The 13,846-nt window shown below is 69.4% G+C and carries 15 protein-coding genes; 6 read left to right on the top strand and 9 right to left on the bottom strand.

All coding sequences use genetic code 11. The annotated features are described in order from the left end of the window. Positions 1-28 precede the first annotated feature (28 nt). The 6 genes from murJ to trxA all read left to right on the top strand — a co-directional run bounded on the left by murJ (position 29) and on the right by trxA (position 6,995). Positions 29-2,089 (top strand): murein biosynthesis integral membrane protein MurJ, encoded by a 2,061-nt coding sequence (murJ, locus tag AB0F62_RS01865; RefSeq protein WP_361790991.1) that lies wholly within the window; start codon positions 29-31, stop codon positions 2,087-2,089. Positions 2,090-2,209: 120 nt separating this feature from the next. Next, complete coding sequence (locus AB0F62_RS01860) at positions 2,210-3,952, top strand: serine/threonine protein kinase (RefSeq protein ID WP_361790988.1); 1,743 nt, start codon at positions 2,210-2,212, stop codon at positions 3,950-3,952. Positions 3,953-3,971: 19 nt separating this feature from the next. Further along, a complete protein-coding gene (sigM, locus tag AB0F62_RS01855) occupies positions 3,972-4,664 on the top strand; it encodes an RNA polymerase sigma factor SigM (protein WP_361790985.1) in 693 nt (230 codons plus the stop codon). Beyond that, entirely contained in the window at positions 4,661-5,524 is an 864-nt protein-coding gene (locus AB0F62_RS01850; RefSeq protein WP_361790982.1) for a hypothetical protein, read from the top strand. The genes sigM and AB0F62_RS01850 overlap by 4 nt, the downstream gene beginning before the upstream one ends. 110 nt (positions 5,525-5,634) lie before the next feature. After that, the gene (gene trxB / locus AB0F62_RS01845; protein WP_361790979.1) at positions 5,635-6,621 is read left to right on the top strand and encodes a thioredoxin-disulfide reductase; all 987 of its coding nucleotides are present in this window, start codon (positions 5,635-5,637) and stop codon (positions 6,619-6,621) included. A gap of 44 nt (positions 6,622-6,665) precedes the next feature. Beyond that, positions 6,666-6,995 (top strand): thioredoxin, encoded by a 330-nt coding sequence (gene trxA, locus AB0F62_RS01840; protein ID WP_089225436.1) that lies wholly within the window; start codon positions 6,666-6,668, stop codon positions 6,993-6,995. 58 nt (positions 6,996-7,053) lie between these two features. Here the strand turns inward: trxA and AB0F62_RS01835 are convergent, their stop codons facing one another. The 9 genes from AB0F62_RS01835 to rpmH all read right to left on the bottom strand — a co-directional run bounded on the left by AB0F62_RS01835 (position 7,054) and on the right by rpmH (position 13,615). Then, entirely contained in the window at positions 7,054-7,671 is a 618-nt protein-coding gene (locus AB0F62_RS01835; RefSeq protein WP_361790976.1) for a GNAT family N-acetyltransferase, read from the bottom strand. Between the two features lie 300 nt (positions 7,672-7,971). Continuing rightward, on the bottom strand, positions 7,972-9,081 hold the full coding sequence (locus AB0F62_RS01830; protein ID WP_361790973.1) for a ParB/RepB/Spo0J family partition protein: 1,110 nt from the start codon (positions 9,079-9,081) through the stop codon (positions 7,972-7,974). Next, entirely contained in the window at positions 9,078-10,127 is a 1,050-nt protein-coding gene (locus tag AB0F62_RS01825) for a ParA family protein (protein ID WP_361790970.1), read from the bottom strand. The genes AB0F62_RS01830 and AB0F62_RS01825 overlap by 4 nt, the downstream gene beginning before the upstream one ends. 253 nt (positions 10,128-10,380) lie before the next feature. Then, positions 10,381-11,097 (bottom strand): 16S rRNA (guanine(527)-N(7))-methyltransferase RsmG, encoded by a 717-nt coding sequence (gene rsmG / locus AB0F62_RS01820; protein WP_361790967.1) that lies wholly within the window; start codon positions 11,095-11,097, stop codon positions 10,381-10,383. Positions 11,098-11,198: 101 nt separating this feature from the next. Then, complete coding sequence (locus tag AB0F62_RS01815; RefSeq protein WP_361790964.1) at positions 11,199-11,696, bottom strand: R3H domain-containing nucleic acid-binding protein; 498 nt, start codon at positions 11,694-11,696, stop codon at positions 11,199-11,201. Positions 11,697-11,711: 15 nt separating this feature from the next. After that, on the bottom strand, positions 11,712-12,758 hold the full coding sequence (gene yidC, locus AB0F62_RS01810) for a membrane protein insertase YidC (RefSeq protein ID WP_361790961.1): 1,047 nt from the start codon (positions 12,756-12,758) through the stop codon (positions 11,712-11,714). Between the two features lie 2 nt (positions 12,759-12,760). Next, complete coding sequence (gene yidD / locus AB0F62_RS01805) at positions 12,761-13,081, bottom strand: membrane protein insertion efficiency factor YidD (protein WP_361790958.1); 321 nt, start codon at positions 13,079-13,081, stop codon at positions 12,761-12,763. Next, positions 13,078-13,452, bottom strand: coding sequence for a ribonuclease P protein component (gene rnpA, locus AB0F62_RS01800; RefSeq protein ID WP_089225441.1), 375 nt, complete (start codon positions 13,450-13,452; stop codon positions 13,078-13,080). Before rnpA ends, yidD begins: the two co-directional genes overlap by 4 nt. A gap of 25 nt (positions 13,453-13,477) precedes the next feature. Then, complete coding sequence (gene rpmH / locus AB0F62_RS01795) at positions 13,478-13,615, bottom strand: 50S ribosomal protein L34 (RefSeq protein WP_003975051.1); 138 nt, start codon at positions 13,613-13,615, stop codon at positions 13,478-13,480. Positions 13,616-13,846: the final 231 nt, after the last annotated feature.

The following is a 13,846-nucleotide window of genomic DNA, read 5'->3' as shown; positions in this document are numbered from 1 at the left end:
AGCCAGTGGCCGATGAGGTGGGGCAGAGATGAACGCACCGTACGACGGTGAACGCGAGCGGGAAGCCGGGGAGCGTTTCCCCGCGCAGCCCGGGCAGCACCCTGCCGCGTCCGACCCGTACCTGCAGGACACCTACGCCCGCGATCCGTACCGGCGGCAGGATCCGACCGCGCAGGACCCGGTGGGCGAGGTGCTCTACGACCGCACCGCGCACCCGCCGGCCCAGCCCCAGCCCTACGGGCCGCCGTACGGGCACCAGGAGCCCTACCGCATGCCATACGCCGACGACGCCTCCACCCGGTACGTCGGCGTCGACGAGCTGGTCTCCAACGCCCCGGACGACGACGGGACGCCCGCGCGGCCGGACGAGTACGCCCACCTCTTCCGCGAGGAGCCGGTGGCGACCGCCCCCGAGCCCGAGCCCGCGGCGGAACCGGTCGCGGCGAAGTCCGGCGGCCGGGCCGGCAGCATCCTCAAGTCCAGCGCTCTCATGGCGGCCGGCACCCTCGTCTCCCGGGTCACCGGCTTCCTGCGGACGCTCGTCATGGCCGCCGCGATCGGCGTCGGCACGCTGAACGACGGCTACCAGGTCGCCAACACCCTGCCGACGATGATCTACATCCTGGTCGGCGGCGGCGCGATCAACGCCGTGTTCGTCCCGCAGCTCGTCCGCGCCATGAAGAACGACGAGGACGGTGGCGAGGCCTACGCCAACCGCCTGCTGACCCTCGTCGCCGTCGGCCTGGCGGCGGTCACCGCCCTCTGCGTGTTCGCCGCGCCGCTGCTCATCCGGGCGATGTCCCACGACATCGCCTCCGACCCGGTCAGGTTCGAGGTCGCGGTCACCTTCGCCCGCTACTGCATCCCGACGATGTTCTTCATGGGTCTGCACGTGGTGCTCGGGCAGGTGCTCAACGCCCGCGGCCGGTTCGGCGCGATGATGTGGACGCCGGTCCTCAACAACATCGTCATCATCGCCACCTTCGGTGCCTTCATCTGGGCCTTCGGCTCCTTCACCAGCACCGGTGTCACCTCGCAGACGATCACCCCCGAGGGCGCCCGGCTGCTCGGCCTCGGCACCCTGCTGGGTCTGACGGTGCAGGCCCTGGCGATGATCCCCTACCTCCGCGAGGCCGGATTCCGGATCAGGCCGCGCTTCGACTGGCGCGGCCACGGCCTCGGCCACGCGGCGAAGCTGGCGAAGTGGACCTTCTTCTTCGTCCTCGCCAACCAGATCGGCCTGATCGTCCTCACCCAGTTCGCCACGGCGGCCGGCGCCGCGGCCGAGGCGCAGCACCACGAGGGCACGGGCATCACGGCCTTCAACTACGCGCTGCTGCTCTGGCAGATGCCCCAGGCGATCATCACCGTCTCCGTCATGACCGCCGTCCTGCCGCGCATCTCCCGCGCCGCCGCCGACGGCGACGCCGCGGCGGTCCGTGACGACATCTCCTACGGGCTGCGAACCTCGGGCGTCGCCATCGTGCCCGCCGCCTTCGCCTTCCTCGCCCTCGGCCTCCCCATCGCCACCCTGCTCTACAGCAGCTCCGGCGAGGGTGCGGTGAACATCGGCTTCGTCCTGATGGCGTTCGGACTGGGCCTGATCCCCTTCTCGGTGCAGTACATCGTCCTGCGCGGCTTCTACGCCTACGAGGACACCCGCACCCCCTTCTACAACACGGTCATCGTCGCCGCCTGCAACGCCATCGCGGCCGCGGCCTGCTACTTCCTGCTGCCCGCCCGCTGGGCCGTGGTCGGCATGGCAGGCGGCTACGGACTGGCCTACGCGATCGGCGTGGGCGTCGCGGTGAAGCGGCTGCGCAGGCGCCTCGGCGGCGACATCGACGGCAAGCGTGTGGTCCGCACCTACGCCCGGCTGTTCGGCGCGTGCATCCCCGCCGCCGCGGCCGCGGGCGCCGTCGTCTACGGTGTCTGGCACTCGCTGGGTCACGGCGCCGCCGCTTCGTTGCTGTCGCTGGTGCTCGGCGCCGTGGTGCTGGGTGGGGTCTTCTTCATCGCCGCCAAGCGCATGCGCGTCGAGGAACTGACGGCCATGGTCGGTATGGTCAGGGGCCGGCTGGGTCGCTGACCGCGCCCACCGCGCAACCTTCGTGGGCCGTCGTGTGTCGTGCATAGCGGTGGACTGTTGGCACAATTGTCCTTGGCTGTGTTGTCAGATCTTGCAACGGATGGGGAGGCAGGAACGACGGTGGCGGAACGGAGCACGGCTGCCGTCGGAGTGGCCAACGAGAGCGGCGACAACAAGCAGCTCACCGCCCACGCGGACAGTGCCACGGCCGACGAAGCGACCGACCAAAGCGACGAGCAGGACGCGCCGCAGCAGACCATCCCCGAGGAGACAGCACCAACCGACAAACAGCCGCCGGAGCTCCACAGCGGCTACAAGCTCGCCGAGCGCTACCGCCTGGAGGAGTGCCTCACCCGCGCCGACGGCTTCAGCAGCTGGCGGGCGGTCGACGAGAAGCTGCGCCGGGCGGTGGGGATCCACATCCTGCCCGCCGACCACGGCAGGGCCCGTCCGGTGCTGGCGGCGGCCCGATCGGCCGCCCTGCTCGGCGACCCCCGGTTCGTCCAGGTCCTCGACGCGGTCGAGGAGAACGACCTCGTCTATGTCATCCACGAGTGGCTCCCTGACGCCAAGGAGCTGACCGCCCTCATCACCACCGACCCGCTGGAGCCCCACGAGGCCTACCAGATGGTCAGCCAGATCTCCCAGGCGATGGCGGCCGCGCACCGCGAGGGCCTTTCGCACCTGCGGCTCGGCCCGGACGCCGTGCTGCGCACGGAGGCGGGCCAGTACCGCATCCGCGGGCTGGCGGTCGCCGCCGCGCTGCGCGGCATCTCCTCCGAGCGCCCGCAGCGCGAGGACACCGAGGCCATCGGCGCCCTGCTGTACGCCGCGCTCACCCAGCGCTGGCCGTATCCGCGGGACGAGCACGGACTCACCGGCCTGCCCAAGGACGTCGGCCTGGTCGCGCCCGACCAGGTACGGGCGGGAGTCCACCGCGGGCTGTCCGAGCTCACGATGCGGGCGCTGGTCAACGACGGCGCCACAGCCTCCCGCGAGCCCGAGCCCTGCGCCACTCCCGAGGAGCTGGCCAAGGCGGTGACCGCGATCCCCAAGATCCGGCCCCCGGAGCCGGCGATGGCGCCCTACTCGCGCACCACCTACCAGCAGGGCTCCTACCGTCAGACCGCCGCGGGACCGGCGCCCGCGGGCCCCACGGCCACCCTGCAGGTCCCGCCGCCCCCGGCTCTGCCCGGGCGTACCGGCAAGGCCCTCAAGTGGTCCGTCTCCGCCCTCCTCATCGTCGCGCTGGGCCTCGGCAGCTGGCAGCTCGCCGAGACGCTGATGGACCACGAGAACCAGGCGAAGACCAACGGCACCTCCACCTCCCAGAACACGGGCGGCGACGGGGGCAGCGGCGACAACGGCGGGGCTCAGCAGATCACGCTGAAGCCGCTGCCGATCCAGGGTGCGGCCGAGTACGCGCCGTACGGGGGAGCCCAGCACCCGAACGACGTCCGGAACACCTACGACGCCAAGACGTCCACGTACTGGCGCACGAACAGTTTCGCCGACGGCCCCGAGTTCGCCCCCTCCGTCAAGAAGGGCGTCGGGATCGCCTATGACCTGGGAGCCACGAAGAAGCTCGGCCAGGCTTCGATAGACCTCTACTACGGCGGCGACCACACGACGGTCACGCTCTACGCGGCCGACTCGCTGGACAGCTCGGCCAAGCCGCACCAGCTGAGGAAGCTGGCCACCGTCACGACCGACGGCAAGGCGGCGAAGCTCTCCTTGAAGACTCCCGCGGAGACGCGCTACGTGGTCGTCTGGCTGACCGCTCTTCCCCATTCACCGGCCGACGGCTATTCCGGCGAAGGCTACAAGCAGGCCATCACCAACGTGAGGTTCGAGGGGCAGTAGCCCCGCGGGGAGGGGGACGGTGGGCACACAGGACAGGGGCGGGGAGGTCAGCGACAGCGACCTCCTCGCCCGTCATGTCTCGGGGGACCCGAACGCTTTCGGGGAGCTCGTCCGCCGGCATCGCGACCGGCTCTGGGCAGTGGCTCTGCGGACCCTGGGGGACCGCGAGGAGGCCGCCGACGCCGTGCAGGACGCCCTGGTGTCGGCCTTCCGGTCCGCCCATACCTTCCGCGGCCAGTCGGCCGTCACGACCTGGCTGCACCGCATCACCGTGAACGCGTGCCTGGACCGGGCGCGCAAGGCCGCCTCACGCCGCACCGCGCCGGTCACCGATGAGAAGCAGTTCGAGGAACTGCTCGAACCGCATGAGTCCGCGGCGGCCCCCGCCGAGCGGGGCGAAATTCACCGGGAACTGCTGCGGGCGCTCGCGACCCTTCCCGCGGAGCAGCGGGCCGCTCTCGTCCTGGTGGACATGCAGGGCTACCCCGTCGCGGAGGCCGCGGCGGTCCTCGACGTACCGGCGGGAACGGTCAAGAGCAGATGCGCCCGGGGCCGGGCCCGGCTGCTTCCACTCCTCGTCCATCTACGGGACACGCCGGGGAGTAGCGGTGATCGGGGAGGGGGAAGGAACCGGACGGAGAACGCATCCGTCCCAGAGACGGAGACCCGACCGGGCCACGGCTTCACGAAGGGCGGAGGTGGACACCCATGACGTCGACGACGGGAACGGACGAGCACCCCGAGGTCGCGGAGATCTCGGCGCTCAGCGAGGGCATCCTCCCGCCCGAGCGCTCGGCCGACGTCCGCGGGCACCTCGACGGCTGTGCGCTCTGCGCCGATGTCCGCGCTTCGCTGGACGAGATCCGCGGGCTGCTGGGGACACTGCCCGGCCCGCCCCGGATGCCTGCCGACATCACCGGCCGGATCGACGCGGCCCTCGCCGCCGAGGTGCTGCTCGCCTCGAACGGCCCCGATGTTTCACGTGAAACACAGACCGCGGAACCGTCCCGTGTTTCACGTGAAACATCGATCCCGGCCGACCGCGGGCCCGCCGGTCGCGGCTCCGCCCCCACCGGACCCGGACGCCCCGGCACCCGGACCCGTCGGCGGTGGGGGAAGGGGATCCTCATCACGGCCTCCGTGGCGGCCGTCATCGGCTTCGGTACCTTCGCCGCCCAGTCCGCCTGGAACACCGGAGACATCACCGCGGACCGGAGTTCGTCCGCCTCCGACGCGGGCGCCAAGACTGAAAGCGACACGCTCGGCGCGCAGGTACACGATCTGCTGACAGCCGAGGCCCGCCAGCGCGTCGAGGACAAGCCCACGGGACAGTCCCCGCTGGCCGGTGTCGACAGCGTCGCGCCCTCCTGTGTACTGCGCGCCGTCGACCGTCACGACACCCCGCTCGCCATCCGTCGGGGCAGGTACGAAGGCGTGGACTCCTATCTCGTCGTGCTGTCGCACAGCGGCGACCCGTCGCTCGTGGACGCCTATGTCGTGGACGCCTCGTGCGCCACCGCTTCGTCCTCGGAAGCGGGCACTCTGCTCCGCGAGGAGACATACCCTCGCTAGCGCCACGCCGACGGGAATGCCCGGACCGTAGGATCCGTTAGGCGGGATGACAATGGTCCCGCCCGCCGAGGCACCCGGCGAGTCGGCACAGCAGAGACGAGGAAGAACCCGTGAGCGACGTCCGAAACGTGATCATCATCGGTTCCGGGCCGGCGGGATACACAGCCGCGCTCTACACCGCCCGCGCCTCCCTCAAGCCGCTGGTCTTCGAAGGTGCGGTCACCGCCGGCGGCGCTCTGATGACCACGACCGATGTGGAGAACTTCCCCGGCTTCCGCGATGGCATCATGGGTCCCGACCTCATGGACAACATGCGGGCCCAGGCCGAGCGCTTCGGTGCCGAGCTGATCCCGGACGACATCGTCGCGGTCGACCTCGAGGGTGACATCAAGACCGTCACCGACTCGGCCGGCACCGTTCACCGGGCGAAGGCGGTCATCATCGCCACCGGTTCCCAGCACCGCAAGCTGGGCCTCCCCAACGAGGACCAGCTCTCCGGTCGCGGTGTCTCCTGGTGCGCCACCTGTGACGGCTTCTTCTTCAAGGACCACGAGATCGCCGTCATCGGCGGCGGCGACACCGCGCTGGAGGAGGCGACCTTCCTCTCGCGCTTCGCCAAGAGTGTGACCGTGGTCCACCGCCGGGACACCCTCCGCGCCTCCAAGGCCATGCAGGAGCGGGCCTTCGCCGACCCGAAGATCAAGTTCCTCTGGGACAACGAGGTCGCCGAGATCAACGGCGACGGCAAGCTCGCCGGTCTGGTCCTGCGCAACACGAAGACCGGTGAGCCCTCCGAGCTGCCGGTCACCGGACTGTTCATCGCGATCGGTCACGACCCGCGGACCGAACTGTTCAAGGGCATCCTCGACCTGGACGCGGAGGGCTACCTCAAGGTCGAGTCGCCCACCACCCGTACGAAGATCCCCGGTGTCTTCGCCGCGGGTGACGTCGTGGACCACACCTACCGACAGGCGATCACCGCCGCGGGCACCGGCTGCTCCGCCGCCCTGGACGCCGAGCGCTACCTCGCCGCTCTGAGCGACGCGGGCAGCGAGCACACCCGCGAGCCCGAGCAGACCGCCGCCGCGGTCGTCTGACCGCACCCAACGAAGCACCCGTCCAACACACCGAGGAGACAGCCGTGGCCGGCAACACCAAGACCGTGACCGATGCGACCTTCGACGAGGAGGTCCTCTCCAGCGACAAGCCCGTGCTGGTCGACTTCTGGGCCGAGTGGTGTGGTCCGTGCCGTCAGATCGCCCCGTCGCTCGAGGCGATCGCCGCGGAGCACGGCGACCAGATCACCATCGTCAAGCTGAACATCGACGAGAACCCGGTCACCGCCGCCAAGTACGGCGTCATGTCGATCCCGACCCTGAACGTCTACAAGGGCGGCGAGGTCGTGAAGACCATCGTCGGCGCCAAGCCGAAGGCCGCCATCGAGCGCGACCTGGCCGACTTCATCGGCTGAGCACTGCCCGAGGAACGCGAAAGGGCCCGCCCCCTCACGGGGCCGGGCCCTTCGTCTGTCACAGGGGCCGCAGCGCCGGCTCCTTCTGCACGGCACCGAGCAGCCGGTCGATCGCCATCTCGACGTCCTCCTTCCAGGAGATCGTCGTCCGCAGCTCCAGCCGCAGCCGGGGAAACCGCGGATGAGGCCGCACCGTCTTGAACCCCACGGCCAGCAGATGCTCGGCCGGAAGCACGCACGCGGGTTCCTCCCAGCGCGCGTCACCGAAGGCCTCGATCGCCCGGAAGCCCCGTCGCACCAGGTCCTTGGCCACGGTCTGCACCAACACCCGCCCCAGTCCCTGTCCCTGGAAGCCCGGCATGATCCGGGCCGTCATCAGCTGGACCGCGTCGGGGGAGACGGGGCTCGTCGGAAAGGCGGTGGAGCGCGGTACATAGGCCGGGGGCGCGTAGAGCACAAAGCCGGCCGGTACCTCGTCCACATAGACGACACGACCGCAGGATCCCCACTCCAGCAGCACGGCGGAGATCCAGGCCTCCTTCTCCAGCTCCGGCTTGCCGGCCTGGACGGCGGCCTCCCCGCTTACCGGATCGAGCTCCCAGAAGACGCACGAACGGCAGCGGTTGGGGAGGTCCGGAAGGTTGTCCAGCGTGAGCGGAACGAGCCGACGCCCCATGAGGTCAGACCCTCGTTTCTGTCGTGGACCCAACTGCCGACGAAGCCACCCACGGCGCCCAGCCCAAGCCCCGCCGCGACGAGAACGGCCTTCTGCCAATCGTGCTCCACTCCAGCGCGCCGCACCGATCGCATGGGCCCCTCCTTGGAGGTAGTGCTCCATCCCGTACGCATCGTAGCCGTGAGCGGACAAGTCCGACACTGGAGCAACGCGAACGGCCCAGCCGAAAACGGGCCGCATCCCTCGAAGGGATGCGGCCCGCACGGACGTTGCGGCCCCTGGAGGGAACCGGGAGTGGACTCACTCCTCTTCGTCGGTCTCCTCGGTGAGCGAACGCTGGAGGACGTTGTCCTCTCCCGGCGCCATCGATCCGAGGATGCGCTCCAGATCCTCTATCGAGGCGAACTCGACGACGATCTTTCCGCGCTTCTGCCCGAGATCTACCTTCACCCTGGTCTCGAAGCGGTCCGAGAGTCGCAGCGCGAGATCGGTGAGGGCAGGGGACATCCGCTTGCCGGCCCGGGGGGACGGAGCCTTTCGCACCGGCTGGGACTCGGAGTTCATCACATGGACGATCTCCTCGACCGCGCGCACGGAGAGTCCCTCGGCCACGATCCGGCTGGCGAGCCGGTCCTGGTCCTCCACGTCCTCCAAGGCGAGCAGGGAGCGCGCGTGCCCTGCGGAGAGCACACCGGCCGCCACCCGGCGCTGTACGGGCGCGGAGAGCTTCAGCAGACGCAGGGTGTTGGAGACCTGGGAGCGGGAACGGCCGATGCGGTCGGCGAGCTGCTCATGCGTGCAGGCGAAGTCCTTGAGGAGCTGATCGTAGGCAGCCGCCTCCTCCAGCGGGTTCAGCTGGGCGCGGTGCAGGTTCTCCAGCAGCGCGTCGAGGAGGAGCTTCTCGTCGTCGGTGGCCCGCACGATCGCCGGGATGCGCTCCAGGCCGGCCTCACGGCTGGCCCGCCAGCGCCGCTCGCCCATGATGAGCTCATAGCGCTCGGGGGCGATCTGACGCACGACGACCGGTTGCAGCAGGCCGACCTCCTTGATGGAGGTGACCAGTTCCGCCAGCGCGTCCTCGTCGAAGACCTCACGCGGCTGACGCGGGTTGGGCGTGATCGCGTCCAGCGACAGCTCGGCGAAGTACGCCCCCGCCACCATGGGCGGCTCCTGAGCCGCGATGGTTTCCGGTGTTTCACGTGAAACCGGGATCGCCGGGGTGCCCTCGCGCCCCTGCTGTTCCACCAGACCCGCCACCTTGGCGGCGGCGACTCCTCTTTCCGGCGCCAGGACCGGAGCGGCGGCTCCCGCCGTCGCCACCGCGGTCGCGGCTGCCGCGTCCGCACCATTCGGTGCGGCGGGAATCAGCGCGCCGAGACCACGGCCGAGTCCTCTGCGTCGCTCACTCACTGGATCCCCTCCGACATGTTCTGCTCGGTGAACTCACGGGTGCGCCCGAGGCCGCGCATGGCCATCTCACGTGCCGCCTCTAGGTACGACAGCGCCCCGGTCGAACCCGGATCATAGGTCAGCACCGTCTGACCGTAGCTGGGGGCCTCCGAGATACGGACGGAGCGCGGGATGCTCGTGCTCAGCACCTCCTTGCCGAAGTGGGTGCGCACTTCTTCGGCGACCTGTGAGGCGAGCCGGGTCCGGCCGTCGTACATGGTCAGCAGGATGGTGGAGACATGGAGCTTGGGGTTGAGATGGCCTCGCACCAGCTCCACATTGCGGAGCAGCTGGCCCAGACCCTCCAGGGCGTAGTACTCGCACTGGATCGGGATGAGCACCTCCGCGCCGGCCACCAGGGCGTTGACGGTCAGCAGACCGAGCGAGGGAGGGCAGTCGATGAGGATGTAGTCCAGCGGCTGCTCATAGGCCTCGATGGCCCGCTGGAGCCGGCTCTCCCGGGCCACCAGCGAGACCAGCTCGATCTCCGCTCCGGCCAGATCGATCGTGGCCGGCGCACAGAAGAGACCCTCGACGTCCGGCACCGGCTGGACGACATCGGAGAGCGGCTTGCTCTCCACCAGGACGTCGTAAATCGACGGCACTTCGGCGTGGTGGTCGATTCCCAGCGCGGTGGAGGCGTTGCCCTGAGGGTCGAGGTCCACGACCAGCACCCGGGCGCCGTGCAGGGCGAGGGAGGCGGCCATGTTGACCGTCGTCGTGGTCTTGCCGACCCCGCCCTTCTGGTTGGCGACCACCATCACTCTGGTCTCGGCGGGGCGGGGGAGTCCTTCACCGGCCCGCCCCAGTGCCTCCACGGCCAGTTGGGCGGCACGGCCGATGGGGGTGTCGTCCATGGGGGGCGGTGTTTCACGTGAAACATCATCCCCGAACGGCTCGGTGCGGGGACCGGGGACCGGATCGGTCATCGGTCCCGCGATGTTGGCGTCGGACCGCAAGGATTCACTCTCCTCGACTACAAGCTCGCAATGAACAGAGCCTGCCATGCTTTCGGGGTCGCGAACCAGTGAGGGCCGTTCTCCTGTGGATGAATCCTCCGGTTGATTCACCGAATGGGTCACCTCGGCGGCCCGATGAGAGAGCGATTCGGCCGCAGCGCGAGCGCGGCCGAGGATTCCTGGAAGCAGAGAGCGCCGTTTCACGTGAAACACGATGCGCAGCGCCGCGACCGATTCCTACACGACACTCCGGATTGTTCAGGTATGGCCGTTCGATGGAGCACACGGCCGGAGGTTTCCCTCAGCGTTGGCGATGGCGGTTCGCGCGAGCCGCCTTGGCCCTCCGGGTCGCCGCCCGCACACCGCCGGGGCTCTCCCCCACCAGTACCCGCACGACGGTGGACAGCGGGTCCACGACCCCTTCGCCAACCTGGACGACGGAGGTCTCCACGGCGCCGAGCCGGCTCAGCGCGGCACGCGCCGCCTTCAGCTCCTCCTCTGCCGTGTCTCCCTTGAGAACGGTCATCTCCCCGTGCGGTCGGAGCAGGGGCAGTCCCCAGCCCGCAAGCCGGTCCAGCGGCGCCACGGCGCGCGCGGTCACCACGTCCACCGGCGGCAGCTTGCCGACCATCTCCTCGGCCCGGCCACGCGCCACCGAGACATTGGAGAGCCCCAGCAGCCGGACGGCCTCTTCCAGGAAGGTCGTCCTGCGCAGCAGCGGCTCCAGCAGGGTGATGCTCAGGTCCGGCCGGGTCAGTGCCAGCGGGATGCCCGGAAGTCCCGCGCCGGAGCCCACGTCGCACACCGAGACGCCATGGGGGATGACCTCGGCGAGCACGGCACAGTTCAGCAGATGGCGCTCCCACAGCCGGGGCACCTCCCGAGGGCCGATGAGCCCGCGGTGCACCCCCGCGTCGGCCAGGAGCTCCGCATACCGCACCGCGTCCGCGAAGCGCTCCCCGAACACCTCGCGTGCCGCCTCCGGCGCCGGGGGGAGCTCCGCCGCTGCCTCCGTCACGAGAACCGTCCTTCCGTTGTTACGGGCTTTCACCAGGCTGACAAGATTCGGCCCCGCCTGCGAACAGACGGGGCCGAGTGAGTACTGCTGAGACCAAGAGTTCAGGAAGCCGGAAGGACGACCACCCGACGCTCGGGCTCCTCGCCCTCGGATTCGCTGCGCAGCCCCGCGGCGGCCACGGCGTCGTGCACGACCTTGCGCTCGAAGGGCGTCATGGCCTCCAGTTTCACCGGCTTACCGGAGCCCTTGACCTCCTCGGCCGCCTTCTCGCCGAGCTCGGTCAGCTCGGCCCGCTTCCGCGCCCGGAAGCCGGCGATGTCCAGCATCAGCCGGCTGCGGTCACCGGTCTCACGGTGCACCGCGAGCCGGGTCAGCTCCTGCAGCGCCTCCAGCACCTCGCCGTCCCGGCCGACGAGCTTGTTGAGGTCGCGGCTCGACGACTCGCCGATGATGGAGACCGAGGCGCGGTCGCCCTCGACGTCCATGTCGATGTCACCGTCGAGGTCGGCGATGTCCAGCAGCCCCTCGAGGTAGTCGGCCGCGATCTCGCCCTCCTGCTCGAGGCGGGTGAGCGCGTCGGTGGTGTTGCCGTCCGTCACGGCAGGACTCCTCTACTACTTCTTCTTCGACAGGTTCGGCTTGTCCGCGCCGCTGCTCGGCTTGGGCTTGGTGCCCGTGGTCGCCCCGCCGGCCGGCTTGGGCTTGGGCTTCGTGCTGCCGGCGGTACCGGACTGCGCGGGACCGCCCGTCTGACGCTGGGCCTTGGTCTGGCGCTTGGGCTGGGTGCGCTTCACCGGCGCCGCGTCCTGCGGCTCCTGGTCGGCGGGCTCGTCCTTCAGCTTGCCCGCGGCCTTCAGGCGCTCCTGGCGCTGCTTGAAGGCGAGGCTGCCGGGGGTCGGGTTCCGGCGGATGACGAACATCTGCTGCCCCATGGTCCACACGTTGGTGGTCAGCCAGTAGATGAGGACACCGACGGGGAAGTTGATGCCGAAGACGGCGAACATGATCGGGAAGACGTACATCAGCATCTTCTGCTGCTGCATGAACGGCGTCTTGACCGTCATGTCGACGTTCTTCGTCATCAGCTGGCGCTGCGTGTAGAACTGCGAGGCCGACATCAGGACGATCATGATGACCGTGACCACACGGACGTCGACGAGCGTCGCGCTCAGCGACTCGACCTTGGCCGCGCTGTCGGTGAACTTCGCCGCGATCGGCGCACCGAAGATGTGGGCGTGCTGGGCGCTGGTGACCAGGGACTGGTCCATCACGCCGACCTGCTTGCCCTGCGCGATGTGGCTCAGCACGTGGTACAGCGAGAAGAAGAAGGGGGACTGCGCCAGGATCGGAAGGCACGAGGAGAGCGGGTTGGTACCCGTCTCCTTGTACAGCTTCATCATCTCTTCGGACTGGCGCTGCCGGTCGTTCTTGTAGCGCTCCTGGATCGCCTTCATCTTCGGCTGGAGCGCCTGCATGTTCCGGGTCGACTTGATCTGCTTCACGAAGAGCGGGATCAGGCAGATCCGGATCAGGACCACCAGCGAGACGATCGACAGGCCCCAGGCCAGGCCGCCGTCCTTGTCAAAGACAAGGCTGTACAGCGAGTGGAACTGGACAATGATCCACGAAACGGCATCGTAGAGGGGGTTCAAGATCCCCACGGTCAGGCTCCTTGGGCATGAGGCGTCTCGACGGGCTCGGGAGTAACGGACCCGCCTGGTGCGTCACCCCGGAGGGCGGTGCGCAGGCGAGCGTGCCACGGCGGGCGCTTGCGCGGCGGGACATGGTCCACACCGCCCAGCGACCACGGGTTGCAACGCAGGATCCGCCACGCGGTCAGGGCAGTGCCCTTGATCGCGCCGTGCCGATCGATCGCCGTATACCCGTAGTGCGAGCACGAGGGGTAGTACTTGCAGACCGGACCGAGCAACGGGCTGATGGTCCACTGGTAAATCTTGATCAACGCCAGCAACGGGTACTTCATAGCGCCACCCCCAGGAGCCTCCCGAGGGCGGCGTCCAGGTCTCGGGCCAGCTGTGAATGGTCTGCGTCACCCGCACCGGGCAGCGCTCGTACGACTACCAGGCTACCGGGGGGCAGCACGGACAGACGTTCGCGAACAAGGTGACGAAGCCGACGCTTGACCAGGTTCCGGGTCACCGCGCCACCGACGGCCTTGCTCACGACGAAACCCGCACGCGCCGGGGAGGCACTCCCCCCCGCCGCGTGCGGGTCCCTTGTGTCACTGTCGGTGCGCAGGTGGACGACCAGTAGCGGGCGTCCGGCCCGGCGTCCTCGACGTACCGCGGTCGCGAAGTCCTGCCGCCGCCTCAGCCGATTCTCGGTGGGCAGCACGACTACACCTCGCGCTTCGGTGCGATCAGGCGGACAGGCGGGCGCGGCCCTTGCTGCGGCGGGTCGCGAGAATCGCGCGGCCGGCACGCGTACGCATACGCAGCCGGAAGCCGTGGGTCTTGGCGCGACGACGGTTGTTCGGCTGGAAGGTGCGCTTGCTCACTCGGGGGCTCCAGGATGAATCGTGTGTTGGCGGGGCGTCGCCTGGCTGTCACCGTGCGCCCACGAGAAACTCGCGGAACATCCAGGTGTGCACCGCTTGACGATCACCTAGGTGATCCTCGCCCATCGGTAGGCAGGCGGCAGCAGCCATCGACAACTCGACCTGGTTACGGTACGCGGGGCCGAGGCGTCAGGTCAAACCAGCGGTCGCGGGGACCGTCGGCACCGCCAT

Origin of the sequence: Streptomyces sp. NPDC026673 (assembly GCF_040638135.1) — a bacterium.
Taxonomy (GTDB): domain Bacteria; phylum Actinomycetota; class Actinomycetes; order Streptomycetales; family Streptomycetaceae; genus Actinacidiphila.
The sequence above is the reverse complement of the archived record's forward strand: the minus strand, read 5'-3'. Positions and strand labels throughout refer to the sequence as shown.

Excerpts from the sequence above, each read along its gene's own strand:
- AB0F62_RS01825 (WP_361790970.1), bottom strand. The coding sequence starts at position 10,127 with ATGGCAGGCTCTGTTCATTGCGAGCTTGTAGTCGAGGAGAGTGAATCC.
- AB0F62_RS01835 (WP_361790976.1), bottom strand. The coding sequence starts at position 7,671 with ATGGGGCGTCGGCTCGTTCCGCTCACGCTGGACAACCTTCCGGACCTC.
- murJ (WP_361790991.1), top strand. The coding sequence starts at position 29 with ATGAACGCACCGTACGACGGTGAACGCGAGCGGGAAGCCGGGGAGCGT.
- yidD (WP_361790958.1), bottom strand. The coding sequence starts at position 13,081 with ATGAAGTACCCGTTGCTGGCGTTGATCAAGATTTACCAGTGGACCATC.
- AB0F62_RS01850 (WP_361790982.1), top strand. The coding sequence starts at position 4,661 with ATGACGTCGACGACGGGAACGGACGAGCACCCCGAGGTCGCGGAGATC.